The organism is Streptomyces sp. A1277 (genome assembly GCF_004795015.1).
Taxonomy (GTDB): Bacteria; Actinomycetota; Actinomycetes; order Streptomycetales; family Streptomycetaceae; genus Streptomyces.
Map to the genome: position 1 here is coordinate 18,856 of NZ_SSBI01000052.1, position 15,251 is coordinate 34,106.

Here is a 15,251-nt window from a genome sequence, read left to right on the forward strand (position 1 = left end):
CAATGACGCCGAATTCCTCCCCCTCCTCCACGGCTCCGAGCCGGAGAAGCTTCCTCGCCACGGGCGCGGTGGCGGCCGTCGCCGTGGCCGGCGGGGTGCCGCTGCTCGCCGCGTGCGGCGGTTCCGGCTCCGGTTCCGGGAGCAAGGAGGGCACGACCACGGGCAAGGCCCTGAAGAAGGTCGTGCCGAGCTACGCCCCGCTGAACCTGGTCGAGCCCGATGTCGCCGGCGTCAACGGTTCGAGCCCCGGCTACACCAAGCTCCCGGACCCGCTGGTCGTCTCGGTCAAGTCGGTGCCGGGCAAGGGTTCGGAGTTCCGGGTCATGACCCCGCTGTGGGGCACCGTCCCGAAGAAGAACAACCCGTACTACACGGCCGTGAACAAGGCGGTCGGCGCGACGCTCGACTTCGACCCGCAGGACGGCAACACCTACCAGGACAAGATCGGCGCGGTCCTCGCCGGCTCGGACATCCCGGACGTCATGACCATCCCCGGCTGGAACATGCAGGGGCAGATCCGCAACGCGATCACCGCCAAGTTCGCGGACCTGTCCCCGTACCTGGCGGGCGACGCCGTCAAGAAGTACCCGAACCTGGCGAACATCCCGACCGGCGCCTGGCAGTACTCGGTCTTCGGCGGCAAGCTGCGCGGGCTGCCCATGCCGACCCCGATCATCGGCAACGCGATCTTCTACCGCAAGGACCTGATCGGCTCCGGCGCCGTACCGGCGAGCGCGGACGACCTGCTGGCCTTCGGCAAGGAGTACACCGCCGCCAGGAAGAAGGTGTGGGCCTTCGACGACCTGTGGACCTGCATCCAGAAGATCTTCGGCCTGCTGCCCGACGCGCCGCACTACTGGCAGCTGGAGAACGGCAAGCTGGTCCACAAGATCGAGACGAAGGAGTACCGCGAGGCGCTCGCCTTCGCCCGCAAGCTCCACGACGGCGGCTACGTCCACCCGGACGCCGAGGCCAACAAGGACGCCGACGCCAAGATCCGCTTCACCAGCGGCCACGTGGTCATGTACAACGACGGCACCGGCGGCTGGAAGGGCATGGTCACCGAACAGGCCGCCGCCAACCCGAAGTTCGACATGCAGGCGCTCGACTTCTTCAGCCAGGACGGCGGCAAGCCGGTGCTGTGGCAGGACGACCCGGCCGGCATCTTCACCTTCCTCAGCAAGAAGCTGTCCAAGGAGAAGATCGAGGAGTTCCTCGCGATCGCCGACTACGCGGCGGCGCCGTACGGCACCGAGGAGTTCATGCTCACCAACTACGGCGTGAAGGGCACCCACTACACGATCAAGGACGGGTCCCCGACCTACACCCCGCAGGGTGTCGAGGAGGCCCAGCCCTCCACCTTCCTGTTCGTCGCCTCGCCGCCCACCTCCATCGCCTACCCCGACCAGCCGCAGCTGGCCAAGGACTACGCGGGCTGGATGGCGCGCCAGGCCCCGAACGTCAAGAAGCCCCTCTTCTTCGGCATGCAGGTCGTCGAGCCGCAGCGCTACGCCTCCCTGTACACGCCGTTCGACGACCTCCAGAAGGACATCCGGCGCGGCCGCAAGAAGGTCAGCGACGTGGACGACGCCGTGAACACCTGGAAGAAGAGCGGCGGCGACAAGCTGCGCGACTGGTACCAGGACATTCTCGACAAGAACGGCTCCGGCAACTGACGCGTACGACGCGCACCGCTCGTACGCACGAGAACGAAAGGGCCGCCGGGCGCACGATGCCCGGCGGCCGGGGTCAGGAGCACGACATGGGGAGCACACGGTGAAGTCACGGGCCACGGTCGCGGCCGCCCCGGACCGCACCGCCGACGGGGCGAACGCCCCGGCCGGCGGGAGCGGCGTCGGGGACGGTGACGGTGACGGCAGGGAGACGAGCGGCGTTCGCAAGGGCAGAGCCCGGGCGGGCGGCGTCCGCGGATCCCGTACGGACAAGGGCGGCGGACGGGCGGACTCCGGCCCTCGGGCGGGCGGCATCACCTGGCGTCAGCGGCTGCGGCGCGACCGCACCCTGGTCCTGATGACGATGCCGGCCATCGCGCTGCTGCTGATCTTCAACTACATCCCGCTGCTCGGGAACATCGTGGCCTTCCAGGACTACGACGTGTACGACCTGGGCATCACCGGCAGCCCCTTCGTCGGGTTCGACAACTTCACCCGGATCTTCGAGGACTACCGCTTCTGGGAAGTCCTCATCAACACGCTGGTCATCTTCGTCACCCAGCTCGTCCTCTTCTTTCCCATCCCGATCGCCATCGCCCTGCTGCTCAACACGATCATGAGCACCCGGGTCCGGGCCTGGGTGCAGGCGATCGTCTACCTGCCGCACTTCTTCTCCTGGGTGCTCGTCGTCACCGTCTTCCAGCAGATGTTCGGCGGCGCGGGGCTGGTCGCCCAGTGGCTGCGCGAACACGGTCACGAGGGTTTCGACCTGATGACCAACCCGGGCTTCTTCAAGTTCCTGGTCAGCGCGCAGGCCGTGTGGAAGGACGCCGGCTGGGGCGTGATCGTCTTCCTGGCAGCGCTCGCCGCCGTCAACACCGATCTGTACGAGGCCGCGGCCGTCGACGGGGCGGGCCGCTGGCGCCGCATGTGGCATGTCACATTGCCTGCGCTGCGTCCGGTCATCGCCCTGCTGCTCGTCCTGCGGGTGGGCAGCGCGCTCAACCTCGACTTCGAGCAGATCCTGCTCCAGCGCGACCAAGTGGGCGCCGGGGCCTCTGAAATCCTGGACACCTACATCTGGTGGACGGGCATCAAGACCGGCGACTTCGGCTACGCGGCCGCCGCCGGCATCTTCAAGGGACTGTTCAGCGTCGCCATGGTGCTGGGTGCCAACAAGGTCGCCCACATGCTGGGCGAGCAGGGGGTGTACTCCAAGAAATGACAACTCTCCTGGACCACGAGAAGGACCCGTCAGCCCCCGCGCCCCGTACGGAGACTCCGCTCCAGCGCGCCCTGCGCGTCGAACCGCGCCCGGTGTGGGAGGAGGAGCCGACCAAGGCGGGGCTCGCCTTCAAGGGCTTCGGCCTGGTCGCGATCTGCGCGGTCATCATCGTCCCGATCTGGGTGGTGCTGGTCACCAGCCTCTCCGACACCAAGACCATCAACGACGCGGGCGGCCTGGTCGTCTGGCCCAAGCACATCACCTTCGTCGCGTACAAGGAGCTGCTGAGCGGGGGCGCGGTGACCCGCGCGGCCGCGGTGAGCGTGGGCCTCACCGTCGTCGGTACGGCCGTCAGCATGATCGTCTCGATCCTGTGCGCGTACGGGCTGAGCCGCCGCGACTCCTACGCGCACCGCCCGCTGCTGATGACGCTGATGGCGACCATGTTCTTCGGCGCCGGCCTGATCCCGACGTATCTGCTGGTCACCGGCATCGGCCTGAGCGACAGCTACTGGTCGATGATCCTGCCCAGCGCGATCAGCGTCTTCAACGTGCTCGTGCTGCGCGGCTTCTTCATGGACACCGCGCCCGAACTCATCGACGCGGCCCGCATCGACGGCGCCGGCGAGTGGCGCATCCTGCTCCAGATCATCATGCCGCTGTCGCGTGCGGTGATCGCCGTGATCTCGCTGTTCTACGCGGTCGGCTACTGGAGCCAGTGGTTCAACGCGATGCTCTACATCCAGGACAGCGACAAGTACCCGCTCCAGATGATCCTGCGTCAGCTGGTCCTCCAGCACCAGGTGCCGCCGGGCGCCATGGGCGCGGCCGTCAGCAGCGGCCAGATCAACAGCCTCGCCGTGCAGATGGCCGTCATGATCCTCGCGCTGATCCCGGTCGCGGTGCTGTCGCCGTTCGTCCAGAAGCACTTCCAGAAGGGCATGCTCACCGGCGCCGTGAAGGGCTGAACCGCCGCGCTTCTCCCCTCCCCCTTGTCCTTGTCCTTGTCCGGAAGGTGTTCGCCATGCGCGCTTCGTCCGCGTCCACGCCCAGCCGCAGAACCGTGCTCGCCACAGCGGCCGTCACCGCTGCCGCCACCGCCCTGCCGGCCGCGGGCACCGCGGCGCTCGCCCCGGCCCACCACCACAGCGACAAGCACCGCCCCGACGGCAGACACCAGCCCCACCGCCGGCGCGCCGCGGCGATCGGCGGCACCGGCTTCGTCACCGGGCTGCTGTTCCACCCTGCGGTGAAGGGCCTGGCCTACGCCGGCCGCGGCATCCAGTACGCACAACCCCAGTAAGGAACGAGACGCCATGCCGTCCCTGCGCGACGCGGCCCGCGGCCGCATCCTCTTCGGAGGCGACTACAACCCCGAGCAGTGGCCCGAGGAGGTGTGGGAGGACGACGTCCGGCTGATGAAGGAGGCCGGCGTCAACTCCGTCACCCTCGGCGTCTTCTCCTGGGCGAAGATCGAACCCCGACCCGGCGCCCGGGAGTTCGGCTGGCTGGACCGGTTGATGGACCTGACGCACGCACACGGCATCGGCGTCGTGCTCGCCACCCCGACCGCGTCCCCGCCGCCCTGGATGGGGGCGCGGCACCCGGAGACCCTGCCGCGCGCGGAGGACGGGTCCATCGTCTGGTACGGATCGCGCCAGCAGTTCTGCGCGAGCTCGCCGGTCTACCGGCGCTACGCCGCCGCCCTCACCGAGGACCTCGCCGCCCGGTACGCGGAGCACCCCGCGCTCACCGTGTGGCACATCAACAACGAGTACTGCACGCACTGCTGGTGCGACGAGACTGCGGTCCACTTCCGCCGCTGGCTGCACAGCCGGTACGAGACGCTCGACGCGCTCAACGAGGCGTGGGGCACGGCGTTCTGGAGCCAGCGCTACGACTCCTGGACGGAGATCCTGCCGCCGCGCAAGGCGCAGTACATGAAGAACCCGACGCAGGTGCTGGACTTCAAACGCTTCACGTCCCACGCGCTGCTGGAGTGCTTCGTCGCCGAGCGGGACATCGTCGCCCGGCACACCCCGGACATCCCGGTGACGACGAACTTCATGCCGCTGTGGTCGGGGCAGGACGCCTGGGCGTGGTCGGCCGAGGAGGACATCGTCTCGGTGGACATCTATCCGGACCCCCGGGACCCGCAGGGCGGGCAGTACAACGCGATGCTCGCCGACATGACGCGTTCGCAGGCGGCCGGCCCGTGGATGCTGATGGAGCAGGCGGCGGGAGCCGTCAACTGGCGGGGCGTCAACCACCCCAAGCCCGAGGGTCTGAACCGGCTCTGGTCGCTCCAGTCGGTGGCGCGCGGCGCCGATGCCGTGTGCTATTTCCAGTGGCGCCAGTCCCGGCAGGGCTCGGAGAAGTTCCACTCGGGGATGCTCGGCCACGCCGGTGAGAGCGGCCGCTCCTTCCGGGAGACCAGGAAGCTGGGCGCCGAACTCGCCAACATCGGCCCGGCGGTGGCCGGCACGGATGTGACCGCCGATGTGGCGGTCCTGCACGACTGGGACGCCTGGTGGGCGGGTGCTCAGGAGGGCAGCCCCTCCTCACTGCTGGACTACCCCGAGGTGGTGCGGCGCTGGCACCGGGCGCTGTGGGAGAACGGGACCGCGACCCAGTTCGCCCGCCCCGACGCCGATCTCCGCCGCTTCAAGGCGGTCGTCCTCCCGCACCTCTACCTGCTCGATGACACGGCGATCGACAACCTCGTGGCGTACGTGGAGGGCGGCGGGCGGCTGGTGTGCGGTTTCTTCACCGGGATCGCCGACGTGGACGACCGGATCAGGCCGGGCGGGATGGACGTCCGGCTGCGCGAGCTGTTCGGCATCCGCACCCTGCACGAGTGGTGGCCGCTGGAGGCGGACGCGACCACGGAGTGCGACGGCTTCCGGTCCACCCTGTGGTCGGAGGAGCTGGAGGCGGCCGAGGACACCGAGGTGGTGGCCGCCTACCGCGAGGGCGAGCTCGCCGGGCTGCCCGCGGTGCTGCGCAGGGGCCGGGCGGTGTACGTGTCGACCCTGCCGGAGCCCCCGGCGCTGCGGAAACTGCTGGGCGACGTGGTCCGGGAGGCCGGGGTGGAACCGGTCCTGCCCGGGCTGCCCGAGGGCGTGGAGGCGGTCCGCCGCGGGGAGTTGCTCTTCCTGCTCCACCACGGCCGCGAGATGGTCACCGTGACCGTCCCCGGCACCCACGAGGACCTGCTGACCGGGCGGACGGTGAAGGACCGGGTGGCGCTGGGCCGCTACGGCGTGGTCGTGCTGCGGAGCGCCGCACCATGACGGGGCGCGCGCACATCGACGGCACCTGGGAGCCACGTCCCGCCGCCCGCTGGGAGGACGCCTTCCTCGGGGGCAACGGCCGGCACGGGGCCATGGTGTACGGGGACCCGGCCAACGACCGGGTCGTCGTCAACCACCACACCCTGGTCCGGCCCAACGGCAGCGAGCACGTCCGCCCGCCCGAGCTCGCGGACCGGCTCGACCGGCTGCAGAGCGCCCTGCTGGCCGGGGACACCACGGCGGCGGAACGCTTCGGCCAGGGCCGCCCGCTGGTGTGGGTGCAGCCCTTCCATCCCGCCTTCCAGACCCGAATCCGCCCGGCTCCCGGCAGCGCCGACCCGGCGGCGGACCCGGCCGCCGGCTACCGGCGCTCGGTCGACTTCGCCACCGGGGAGATCGGGGCCGTCCGCGAGGACCGGCGCAGCCGGGTCTTCGTCTCGCGCGCCGACGACGTGATCGTCCAGTACGTCACCGGTCCCGGGCTCGCGGTGGACCTGACCCTGGACCACGCCCTGCCGGGTGCCCCGCCGCGCCTGGCCGTGGGGCGCAGCACCGTACTGACCCCGGACGGTGCCCGGCTGGCGCTGCGGGCCGGCTACCCGGACAGCGAGCTCGCGTACACCGGGGTGACGGTGGTGCGGGCGGAGGGCGGCCGGGTGTCGGTGGCGGGCGAGGGCGTCCGGGTCGAGGGCGCCAGGAGCCTGCTGCTGCTCACCCGGGTGCGCCGGCACGCGGGCCACCTGGACCTGGCTGCGGAGTGTGCCGCGCTGCCCGGGGACGATTACGCGACGCTGTTCGCACGGCACTGTGCGCTGCACCGCCCGGCCTTCGAGCGGGCCTCCCTCACCCTGGACGCCGATCCGGCCGAACGGCTGCTTCCCGGCAGCGAGTTGATCCGGCGGCCGGACAGTACGGCGCTCCTGGAGCGGCTGTTCGCGGCGGGGCGCTACCACCTGCTGTCCGCCTCCGGGGCCCTGCCGCCCCGGCTGACCGGGCTGTGGACGGGCGACTGGGACACCGCCTGGTCGGGGGCGTTCACCACCAACGCCAACCTCAACCTCCAGATCGCCTCCGCGGCCGCCGCGGCGCTGCCGGAGGTGTCCGAGGCCCATGGAGCGCTGGTGTACGGGCAGCTCGCCGACTGGCGGGACAACGCACGGGCGATCTTCGGGGCGCGCGGCATCGTCGCCCCGTCCCACACCGACGGCGAGTCCGGGCACACCCGGCACTATCAGCGCGCCTACCCGCTGCACCTGTGGACGGCGGGCGCGGACTGGCTCCTGGAGCCGCTGATCGAGGACGCCGAGACGACCGGGGTGACGGACCCGCGGCTGACGGCCGCCCTGCACGAGGCGGCCCTGTTCTACGAGGACTTCCTGACCCGCACCGGCCCCGACGGGCGGGTGGCCGTGGTCCCCTCGTACTCGCCGGAGAACCGTCCGGCCAACGCGAGTTGGGGCACGGTCAACGCGACGATGGACCTCGCGGCGGCCCGGCACGCCCTGACCGCTTCGGCCGGCCGCTCCCCCGCCCATCCGGCCTCCGCGCGGCGGCGGGCGCTGGCGGACCGGCTCGCGGAGTACCGGGTCAACGAGGACGGGGCGCTCGCCGAGTGGGCGTGGCCGGGCCTGGCGGAGACGTACGACCACCGCCACCTCAGCCATCTCTACCCCGTGTGGCCGCTGGACGCGATCAATCCGTACGACACCCCGGAGCTGTCGGCGGCCGCGCACCGGGCGCTGGAGTTGCGTGGCGCGGAGAACGACTCCGCGCACGGCCATCTGCACCATGCGCTGATCGCCGCACGGCTGCGGGACGGGGCGCGGGCCTCGGCCGCCGTCCGGTCGGTCCTGGCGGGCGACTTCTTCCACGACTCATTGATGAGCGCCCACTATCCGTCCCGCGACGTCTACAACGCGGACGCGGCCCACGCCCTGCCCGCCGCGGTCATCGAGTCGCTCGTCCAGTCGGCGCCGGACCGGCTGGTCCTGCTGCCCGCACTCCTCACGGGCTGCCCGAGCGGTGAACTGCGCGGTGTGCGTACGCGGTTCGGCGCCGGGCTCGATCTGCGCTGGTCGGCCGACTCCACCGCGACCGCTGTACTGCACCCCACGCGTGATGCCCGCATCGATGTCCGCACGGGCGACGGCCACACCCTCACCGACGCCTCCGCCGGCGTCCCCTCGGTCTCTCTGGAGCTGACCGCCGGCGTGGACCGCGTCCTCGAACTGAAGCCGCGGTAGCACTCCCCCCACCCGCACCATGCAAGGACGACCATGGCACGACGCACCCGCACGCTCAGCAGGCTCACCCTGGCGCCGGCGGCGGCCCTGGCGGCGCTCATCGGCTTCGCCGCCGCCCCCGCCCAGGCGGCGACCTGGTCCTCCTCGGACCAGTGGGGCACGTACGACGTCACCGTCCCGTCGTCCGGGGCCTACAACACCTCGTACGACATCTGGGACAGCGACTACGACTACGACTACGACTACGAGGTGATGCTGTGGGTCAACCACAACGGCGCCGTGGGCCCGCTCGGCACCTCGCAGGGCACGCTGTCGCTCGGCGGTCACACCTGGACCGTCTACAAGGGTGACAACGGCTCCAACCAGGTCTTCTCGTTCCTGCGCACGTCGGACTCCGCGTCGGGCACTGTGGACGTCCTGCCGATCCTGAAGTGGATCAAGGACACCAAGGGGTGGTGGGGCAACGAGACGATCGGTGACGTCCAGTTCGGCTACGAGATCACCTCGTCGGCGGGCGGTCTCGACTTCCGGACGAACGCGTTCGCCGTCTCCGCGAGCTGACCCGCACACGCAAGGAGCCGGCTCGTGCGCGGGGGCCGGCTCGTGCGCGGGGGCCGGCTCGTGCGCGTATCGTCCCGGGGGCTCACACCGGGGCGGGTCCTGTGCTCTCCCGAACCGTCAACTCGGGTGCCAGCAGCTCCACTTCGTCCGTCCCCCGGCCGGAGAGCTTGGCGACGACCTGCTCGACCGAGCGGCGGCCCATCTCCTGTGCCGGTATGGCCACCGAGGTGAGCCGCACCGATGCCTGGGAGGCGACCTGCTCGGGGCAGATCGCCACCACCGACACATCCTCCGGCACGGCCCGGCCCTGCTGCCGCAACAGGTTGAGCAGCGGTTCCACCGCCGCCTCGTTCTGCACGATGAAGCCGGTGGTGCCGGGGCGCTCGTCGAATATCCGCGACAGCGTCTGCGCCATCGCCGCGTATCCGCCCTCGCACGGCCGGTGCAGGACGCGCACCCCGGTCTCCTGCGCCTTGGCCCGTACGCCGTCGACGGTCCGCTCGGCGAACCCGGTGTGCCGCTCGTACACCGCGGCGGCCTCGCCGATCACCGCGATCTCGCGGTGTCCGAGACCGGCCAGGTGTTCCACGCAGAGCGCGCCGGTCGCCTCGAAGTCGAGGTCCACACAGGTCAGCCCGTCGGTGTCGGCGGGCAGGCCGATGAGCACGGCGGCCCGGTCGGTCTCGCGGAGCAGGGGCAGCCGCTCGTCGTGCAGTTCGACGTCCATCAGGATCATCGCGTCCGCGAGCGAGCTGCCGGCGATCCGCCGCACGGCCGCGGGCCCCTCCTCGCCGGTGAGCAGCAGGACGTCGTAGCCGTGGGTGCGGGCGGTGGTGGCGACCGCGATGGCGATCTCCATCATCACGGGCACGTACATGTCGGTGCGCAGCGGCACCATGAGCGCGATGATGTTCGACCGGCTGCTGGCGAGGGCCCTGGCCCCGGCGTTGGGGTGGTAGCCGAGCTGCTGGATGCTCTGTTCGACGCGCTCGCGGGTGGCCACCGAGATGGAGCGCTTGCCGCTCAGCACGTAGCTCACCGTGCTCGCCGAGACTCCGGCGTGCTGCGCGACCTCGGCCAGGGTGACCATTCAGCTCTCCATCACGGGACGTCGTCGGGCCCGGCACGCGAACCGGTCTGCTCCGGCACTTCGGTCAGATGCGGCGAAGCGCTTCGACTGCGCTCTCTGCATCTGCGACATGGGGAGACAGAGCGAGCCTAGACCCGCTCGGTCTGCATGTCCAGACCAGTGTCGAAGCGCTTCGACTCGACGTTTCGGCCCCATGCCCGCCCAGAACGGCTCGTGGCGGCAGCCGCTTCGGCCACCGCCACGATATGCCCGTCCCCGGCCCTTCGGTCACATCGACTCAGGTGCCGAGCAGGACGGGGAAGGACTCCATGTCGTTCTGCGTCATGACCGGAAGGTTGCGCAGCTCCGAGTCGGGTACCGCGAGCCGCAGGTGCGGGAAGCGTGCGAAGAGCGCCGGCAGGGCGATGCCCGCCTCGACCCGGGAGAGCGCGGCGCCCGGGCAGATGTGCGGCCCGTGCCCGAAGGTCATGTGCCGGATGGGGGTGGCGCGCGTGATGTCGAAGGCGTCGGCGTCGGGTCCGTGCTGCTCGGGGTCGCGGCCGATCACCCGGTAGGAGATCACCACGCCCTCGCCCTTGGCGATGACCTCGTCACCCACCTGGACGTCCTCGGTGGCGAACCGCATGAGCAGATGGGTGGTGGGGGTGTCCCACCGCAGGGTCTCCTCGATCACGGTCTCCCAGGAGATCTCGCCGTCCAGGACCATCCGCAGCTGGTCGGGGTGGGCCAGCAGGGCGCGTACGGCGTTGAGGATGAGCCCGATCGTGGTCTCGTGCCCGGCGGCGACCATGGCCTTGAGGTTGCCGATCACCTCTTCCTCGGTCAGGGGCTCGCCGCCCTCCTCGGCGAGGATGAGCGCGGAGGTGAGGTCGTCGGTCGGCTGCGCGGTCTTCTCGCGTACGAGTCCGGCGTAGAAGACGTCCAGGTCGGCGAGGAGGGCGAGGCGCTCGTCCTGCGGGGTGAGCATGGAGAAGAACGCCTTGTACTGGCGGGTCAGCATGGCGTTCTCCGCCGGGTCGACCCCCATCAGCATGCCGACGACCCGCATCGGCAGCGGCTGGGCGAACACGGCTTTGAGGTCGACGACGGCCCCGTCCCGGCCGCCCTCCTCCAGCGCGTCCAGCAGCTCCGCGGTGAACTTCTCGATGTCGGGGCGTATCGCCTCCAGCCTGCGGGGCGTGAGCGCCTGGGAGGTCTTGGTCCGCAGCCGGCGGTGTTCGGCGCCGTCGACCGTGAACATGGACCGCCCGGCGTCGATCATCCCGATGAGCGGCCAGTCGCGGGTCACCTCGCCGCTGCGCCACAGCCCCCAGGCGTCGATGTCCTTCACCAGCCGCGGGTCGACCAGGAGCTGCCGCGCGTCCGCGTGCCGGGTGAGGGTCCAGGCCGGCACGCCCAGGAGCTCGATCCGGGCCAGCCGTCCGGCGTCGCGCAGCCGTGCCGTCTCGCCGTCCAGGTCCTGGACCATGGGGTCGATGACGACGGTTCCACCGTGCTGGGCCGCCGCCTGGGTGGCGTGGGGGCAGTTCACGAGAAGTCTCCTGTCGTACGTACGGGGGTGAACCGGACGGGAAGCGTGGTGTTGCCGCGCAGGAAGGCGGAGGGCCGCCGGACGAGGTCCTCGACGGGGACGTCGAGCCGGAGATCGGGCAGCCGGTCGAGCAGCACCTCGATGCCGGTCCTGGCGATGATCTCGGCGATCTCCTGGGCCGGGAAGGGGCACCGGTACTCGCCGTGGCTGAAGGCCAGATGCGCGCCGTTGCCGCCCTGGGCGGACGAGCCGCCGGCGGACAGGCCCTGGCGGATCAGGGGGTCGGTGTTGGCGGCCCCGAGCCCGAGGAGCAGCATGTCCCCGGCCTTGATCCGCTGTCCGCCGAGCTGGGTGTCGCGGGCGGCCCAGCGCCCGGCGAGGATCTGGGTGGGGGTGTCCTCCCACAGCACCTCGTTCATGGCCTCGCCGATGCTGCGCCGGCCGCCGGCCATGGAGTCGGCGAACTCGTCCTCGGTGAGCATCAGCCGCAGCGAGTTGCTGATCCAGTCGGCGGTGGGCAGGTGCCCGGCGGCCGTGACGGCCATCAGGTCGAGCGTGTACTCCTCGTCGGTGAACTCCTCGGGGAAGTCGAGCATGCGGGAGGTGACGTCGTCCCCCGGCTCGGCCCGCTTGGCGGCGAGCAGCCGCGCCATGTGCTCCCCGAACCGCAGATGAGCGCTCTGCGCTTCCGGCCCCCCGTCCGCCAGGTCCTTCAGCACCTGGGCGATGCCGAAGCCTTCGTCGTCGGGGAAGCCGATCAGGCGGGCCAGGACGAGGACGGGGAGGGGTTCGCAGAATGCGGCGACGAGGTCGGCGGTGCCCCGGGTGCACATGTCGTCGATCAGCCGGTCCGCCAGCTGTTCGCAGTGGCTGCGGATCTGGAACGGGTCGGCGCCCTCCAGCGCGGGCCCGACCATGCGGACGTGCCGCCGGTGCTCCTCGCCCGCGCTGAAGTAGATGGAGGGCATGGGCCGTCCCACCATCGGCAGCAGGGGCCAGTCGTCGGGGATGTGCGGCCACTGGTTCCACAGGCCGACGTCGCGCGGGAACAGCTCGCCGTCACTGGTGACCCGGTGCAGCTCGCGGTACCCGATGACCAGCCAGGCGGGAAAGCCGCCCGGCAGCTCGACGGGGACGACGGGTCCGTGGTCACGCCGCATGGTGCGGTAGACGACCTGGGGCTCCGTCTGGAACCCGGGACCCCAGAGCGGGACGGCCCCGGCGTGTGCCGGGCAGCCGGGCGGGGGCGGCGGAGCGACAAGTGCGGGCTCTGCCGAAGAAGGGCGCGTCATGAATCCTGACTCCTGGGGTGACAACTGCACGCGTCAAGATCACGCGATCAACACCCGTTCACTATAAGGAGTTTGCGTGACACAGGAACTACCAACTGCGATCATTCCCGAACCCTGGACGAACCAAAAGGGGGCAGAACTGTCCACCTCTGGCACGCATGGCCTCGCGCCGCCACGACGGCGCGCACCCCCGCGCCGGCTCCGCTCAGCCGGTGCGCAGCCCGGGGTCGCTCACCCCCGGCTCGCCCGTCTCGACGTACCCGGCGAAGCGGCGCAGGAAGGTGTCGTCCGCGTCGCTGCTGACGGTGACGTCGTACCAGCGCTTGCTCCGGCGCAGGTCCAGGGTGCGTTCGACGGTCTGCCCGGCGCGTACGGTGACCGTCTGCACCGCTCCCCCGTAGGCGGCGGCGCTGCGCAGGGTCAGCCGGACGGACCTGGAACCGGCGTGGGTGAACGTCAGCACCAGCTGCCCGCCGGCCGCCTCGTGCCGGGCCGTCACCTCGGGCCCGGCCGTCTTCCCCGGGTCGCGGAAGGAGCGCAGGAAGCCATTCGGGCCGTGGACGGTGAGGTCGGTCAGCCCGTGGGAGTAGGCAGTGTTCCAGGTGTCCGCGAGCGAGGCGCCCGCCCCGGTGGTGTACGTCCAGGGTCCGTCGCTGCGGTTGGCGGACGTCACGAGGAACTGCGCCCCGGCCGCCGGGCCGCCGCTGAACGTGAGGCGGTAGGTGCCGGTGGCCGGGTCGGCGGCCCCGTCGACCCGGGGTGCGTAGGGCAGCGGGCGGGTGGGCCGCGCGCCGCGCTCCTGGTGCGGCACCGCGCCGGTGGCGGGCGGCACGGGTACGTAGTCGGGGTGCCGTTCGGCGTCCGGGGGCTCGTAGCCGGCCGTGGAGGGCAGCTCGGGCGCCGAGGCGTCCGTACGCCGGAAGTCGAACGCGGAGGTCAGGTCGCCGCAGACGGCCCGCCGCCAGGGCGAGATGTGGGGCTCGTGCACTCCGAAGCGCTGCTCGATGAACCGGATGACGGAGGTGTGGTCGAAGACCTCCGAGCAGGCATAGCCGCCGGTGCTCCAGGGCGAGACGACCGTCATGGGGACGCGCTGGCCGAGCCCGTACGGTCCGGCGCCGTAACGGAGGTCGCCGGGGAAGTAGTCGGCGGACGTGTCCACGGTGGACCGTCCCTGCGCGGGCCCGGAGGGGACGAAGGGCGGCACGACGTGGTCGAAGAAGCCGTCGTTCTCGTCATAGGTGACGAACAGGGCGGTGCGGCCCCAGACCTCCGGGTCGGCGGTCAGCGCGTCCAGCACCTGCGCGATGTACCAGGCGCCGTAGTTCGATGGCCAGTTGGGGTGTTCACTGAAGGCTTCGGGGGCCACGATCCAGGAGACCGAGGGCAGCGTCCCGGCCCGGACGTCGGCCTTGAGGTCGTCCAGCAGGCCGCCGCCGCCCTTGATGTCGCTGCCGGTGCGGGCCTTGTCGTAGAGGGGGTCACCGGGCCGGGCGTCGCGGTAGCTGTTGAAGTAGAGCAGCGAGTTGTCGCCGTAGTTGCCCCGGTAGGCATCGTTTATCCAGCCCCAGGAGCCGGCGGCGTCGAGCCCGTCGCCGATGTCCTGGTACACCTTCCACGACACCCCGGCCTCCTCCAGCCGCTCCGGGTAGGTCGTCCAGCCGTACCCCACCTCGTCGTTGCCCAGCTCGGGGCCGCCGCCGGTGCCGTCGTTGCCGGTGTATCCGCTCCACAGGTAGTAGCGGTTGGGGTCGGTCGATCCGATGAACGAGCAGTGGTACGCGTCGCACACGGTGAACGCGTCGGCGAGCGCGTAGTGGAAGGGGATGTCCTCCCGCGTGAGGTGGGCCATCGTGGTGGCCGTCTTGGCGGGCACCCACTGGTCGTAGGCCCCCTTGTTGAACGCCCGGTGGCCGCCCGCCCAGTCGTGGTTCAGGTCCTGGAGGAACTGCATGCCGAGCTCATCGGTCGGCGGCCGGAACGGCAGCACCTCCTTGCCGGCCGCGTCCGCCTGGTGCCAGACCGGCTTCCCGCCGGGCAGCGTGACGGGGCGCGGATCGCCGTACCCCCGTACGCCCTTCATGGTGCCGAAGTAGTGGTCGAAGGAACGGTTCTCCTGCATCAGCACGACGATGTGCTCGACGTCCTCGATCGTGCCCGTACGCCCCCGCGCCGGAAGGGACGCGGCGCGGGCGATGCTGCTCGACAGCGCGCTGAGGGCGACGGAGCTCCCGGCGAGCTTCAGGAGCCGGCGGCGGTTGAGTTCTGCCATGGGTGGGGGCCTTTGCGGTGGGGGGTGTGGGGGCGGAAGACGACTGGAGTGTTCCGGAATCGGCAGGCTCA

Annotated in this window: 11 protein-coding genes; 7 read left to right on the forward strand and 4 right to left on the reverse strand. The window is 71.0% G+C overall.

The genetic code is table 11. The features are described from left to right. The first annotated feature begins 68 nt into the window (after nt 1-68). The 7 genes from E6R18_RS28350 (at nt 69) to E6R18_RS28380 (ending at nt 8,995) form a co-directional block, all read left to right on the forward strand. A complete protein-coding gene (locus E6R18_RS28350; RefSeq protein ID WP_136319763.1) occupies nt 69-1,676 on the forward strand; it encodes an extracellular solute-binding protein in 1,608 nt (535 codons plus the stop codon). Nucleotides 1,677-1,776: 100 nt separating this feature from the next. Beyond that, nucleotides 1,777-2,898 carry an ABC transporter permease subunit gene (locus E6R18_RS28355; RefSeq protein ID WP_136319739.1) on the forward strand — a complete coding sequence of 374 codons (1,122 nt, stop codon included), beginning with the start codon at nt 1,777-1,779 and terminating at the stop codon, nt 2,896-2,898. Continuing rightward, the gene (locus tag E6R18_RS28360; RefSeq protein WP_136319740.1) at nt 2,895-3,866 is read left to right on the forward strand and encodes a carbohydrate ABC transporter permease; all 972 of its coding nucleotides are present in this window, start codon (nt 2,895-2,897) and stop codon (nt 3,864-3,866) included. The genes E6R18_RS28355 and E6R18_RS28360 overlap by 4 nt, the downstream gene beginning before the upstream one ends. 56 nt (nt 3,867-3,922) lie before the next feature. Then, nucleotides 3,923-4,201, forward strand: coding sequence for a twin-arginine translocation signal domain-containing protein (locus E6R18_RS28365; protein ID WP_346765010.1), 279 nt, complete (start codon nt 3,923-3,925; stop codon nt 4,199-4,201). Between the two features lie 13 nt (nt 4,202-4,214). Further along, complete coding sequence (locus tag E6R18_RS28370; protein ID WP_136319741.1) at nt 4,215-6,191, forward strand: beta-galactosidase; 1,977 nt, start codon at nt 4,215-4,217, stop codon at nt 6,189-6,191. Continuing rightward, complete coding sequence (locus tag E6R18_RS28375; protein WP_136319742.1) at nt 6,188-8,434, forward strand: glycoside hydrolase N-terminal domain-containing protein; 2,247 nt, start codon at nt 6,188-6,190, stop codon at nt 8,432-8,434. Before E6R18_RS28370 ends, E6R18_RS28375 begins: the two co-directional genes overlap by 4 nt. A gap of 33 nt (nt 8,435-8,467) precedes the next feature. Continuing rightward, nucleotides 8,468-8,995 carry a hypothetical protein gene (locus E6R18_RS28380; RefSeq protein WP_136319743.1) on the forward strand — a complete coding sequence of 176 codons (528 nt, stop codon included), beginning with the start codon at nt 8,468-8,470 and terminating at the stop codon, nt 8,993-8,995. 82 nt (nt 8,996-9,077) lie between these two features. Here E6R18_RS28380 and E6R18_RS28385 read toward each other — a convergent pair whose 3' ends face one another. The 4 genes from E6R18_RS28385 to E6R18_RS28400 all read right to left on the reverse strand — a co-directional run bounded on the left by E6R18_RS28385 (nt 9,078) and on the right by E6R18_RS28400 (nt 15,180). Next, on the reverse strand, nt 9,078-10,085 hold the full coding sequence (locus E6R18_RS28385) for a LacI family DNA-binding transcriptional regulator (RefSeq protein ID WP_136319744.1): 1,008 nt from the start codon (nt 10,083-10,085) through the stop codon (nt 9,078-9,080). A gap of 277 nt (nt 10,086-10,362) precedes the next feature. Then, complete coding sequence (locus E6R18_RS28390) at nt 10,363-11,553, reverse strand: cytochrome P450 (RefSeq protein ID WP_240799883.1); 1,191 nt, start codon at nt 11,551-11,553, stop codon at nt 10,363-10,365. Between the two features lie 59 nt (nt 11,554-11,612). Further along, nucleotides 11,613-12,908 (reverse strand): cytochrome P450, encoded by a 1,296-nt coding sequence (locus E6R18_RS28395; RefSeq protein WP_136319746.1) that lies wholly within the window; start codon nt 12,906-12,908, stop codon nt 11,613-11,615. A 205-nt stretch (nt 12,909-13,113) separates the two neighbouring features. Beyond that, nucleotides 13,114-15,180, reverse strand: a complete 2,067-nt coding sequence (locus E6R18_RS28400; protein ID WP_136319747.1) for a phospholipase C, phosphocholine-specific — start codon at nt 15,178-15,180, stop codon at nt 13,114-13,116. Nucleotides 15,181-15,251 lie beyond the last annotated feature (71 nt).

Bases quoted from the DNA above. Each gene is read 5' to 3' on its own strand.
- E6R18_RS28360 (WP_136319740.1), top strand. From the start codon at position 2,895: ATGACAACTCTCCTGGACCACGAGAAGGACCCGTCAGCCCCCGCGCCC.
- E6R18_RS28365 (WP_346765010.1), top strand. From the start codon at position 3,923: ATGCGCGCTTCGTCCGCGTCCACGCCCAGCCGCAGAACCGTGCTCGCC.
- E6R18_RS28370 (WP_136319741.1), top strand. From the start codon at position 4,215: ATGCCGTCCCTGCGCGACGCGGCCCGCGGCCGCATCCTCTTCGGAGGC.
- E6R18_RS28375 (WP_136319742.1), top strand. From the start codon at position 6,188: ATGACGGGGCGCGCGCACATCGACGGCACCTGGGAGCCACGTCCCGCC.
- E6R18_RS28380 (WP_136319743.1), top strand. From the start codon at position 8,468: ATGGCACGACGCACCCGCACGCTCAGCAGGCTCACCCTGGCGCCGGCG.
- E6R18_RS28385 (WP_136319744.1), bottom strand. From the start codon at position 10,085: ATGGTCACCCTGGCCGAGGTCGCGCAGCACGCCGGAGTCTCGGCGAGC.
- E6R18_RS28390 (WP_240799883.1), bottom strand. From the start codon at position 11,553: ATGGTCCAGGACCTGGACGGCGAGACGGCACGGCTGCGCGACGCCGGA.
- E6R18_RS28395 (WP_136319746.1), bottom strand. From the start codon at position 12,908: ATGACGCGCCCTTCTTCGGCAGAGCCCGCACTTGTCGCTCCGCCGCCC.
- E6R18_RS28400 (WP_136319747.1), bottom strand. From the start codon at position 15,180: ATGGCAGAACTCAACCGCCGCCGGCTCCTGAAGCTCGCCGGGAGCTCC.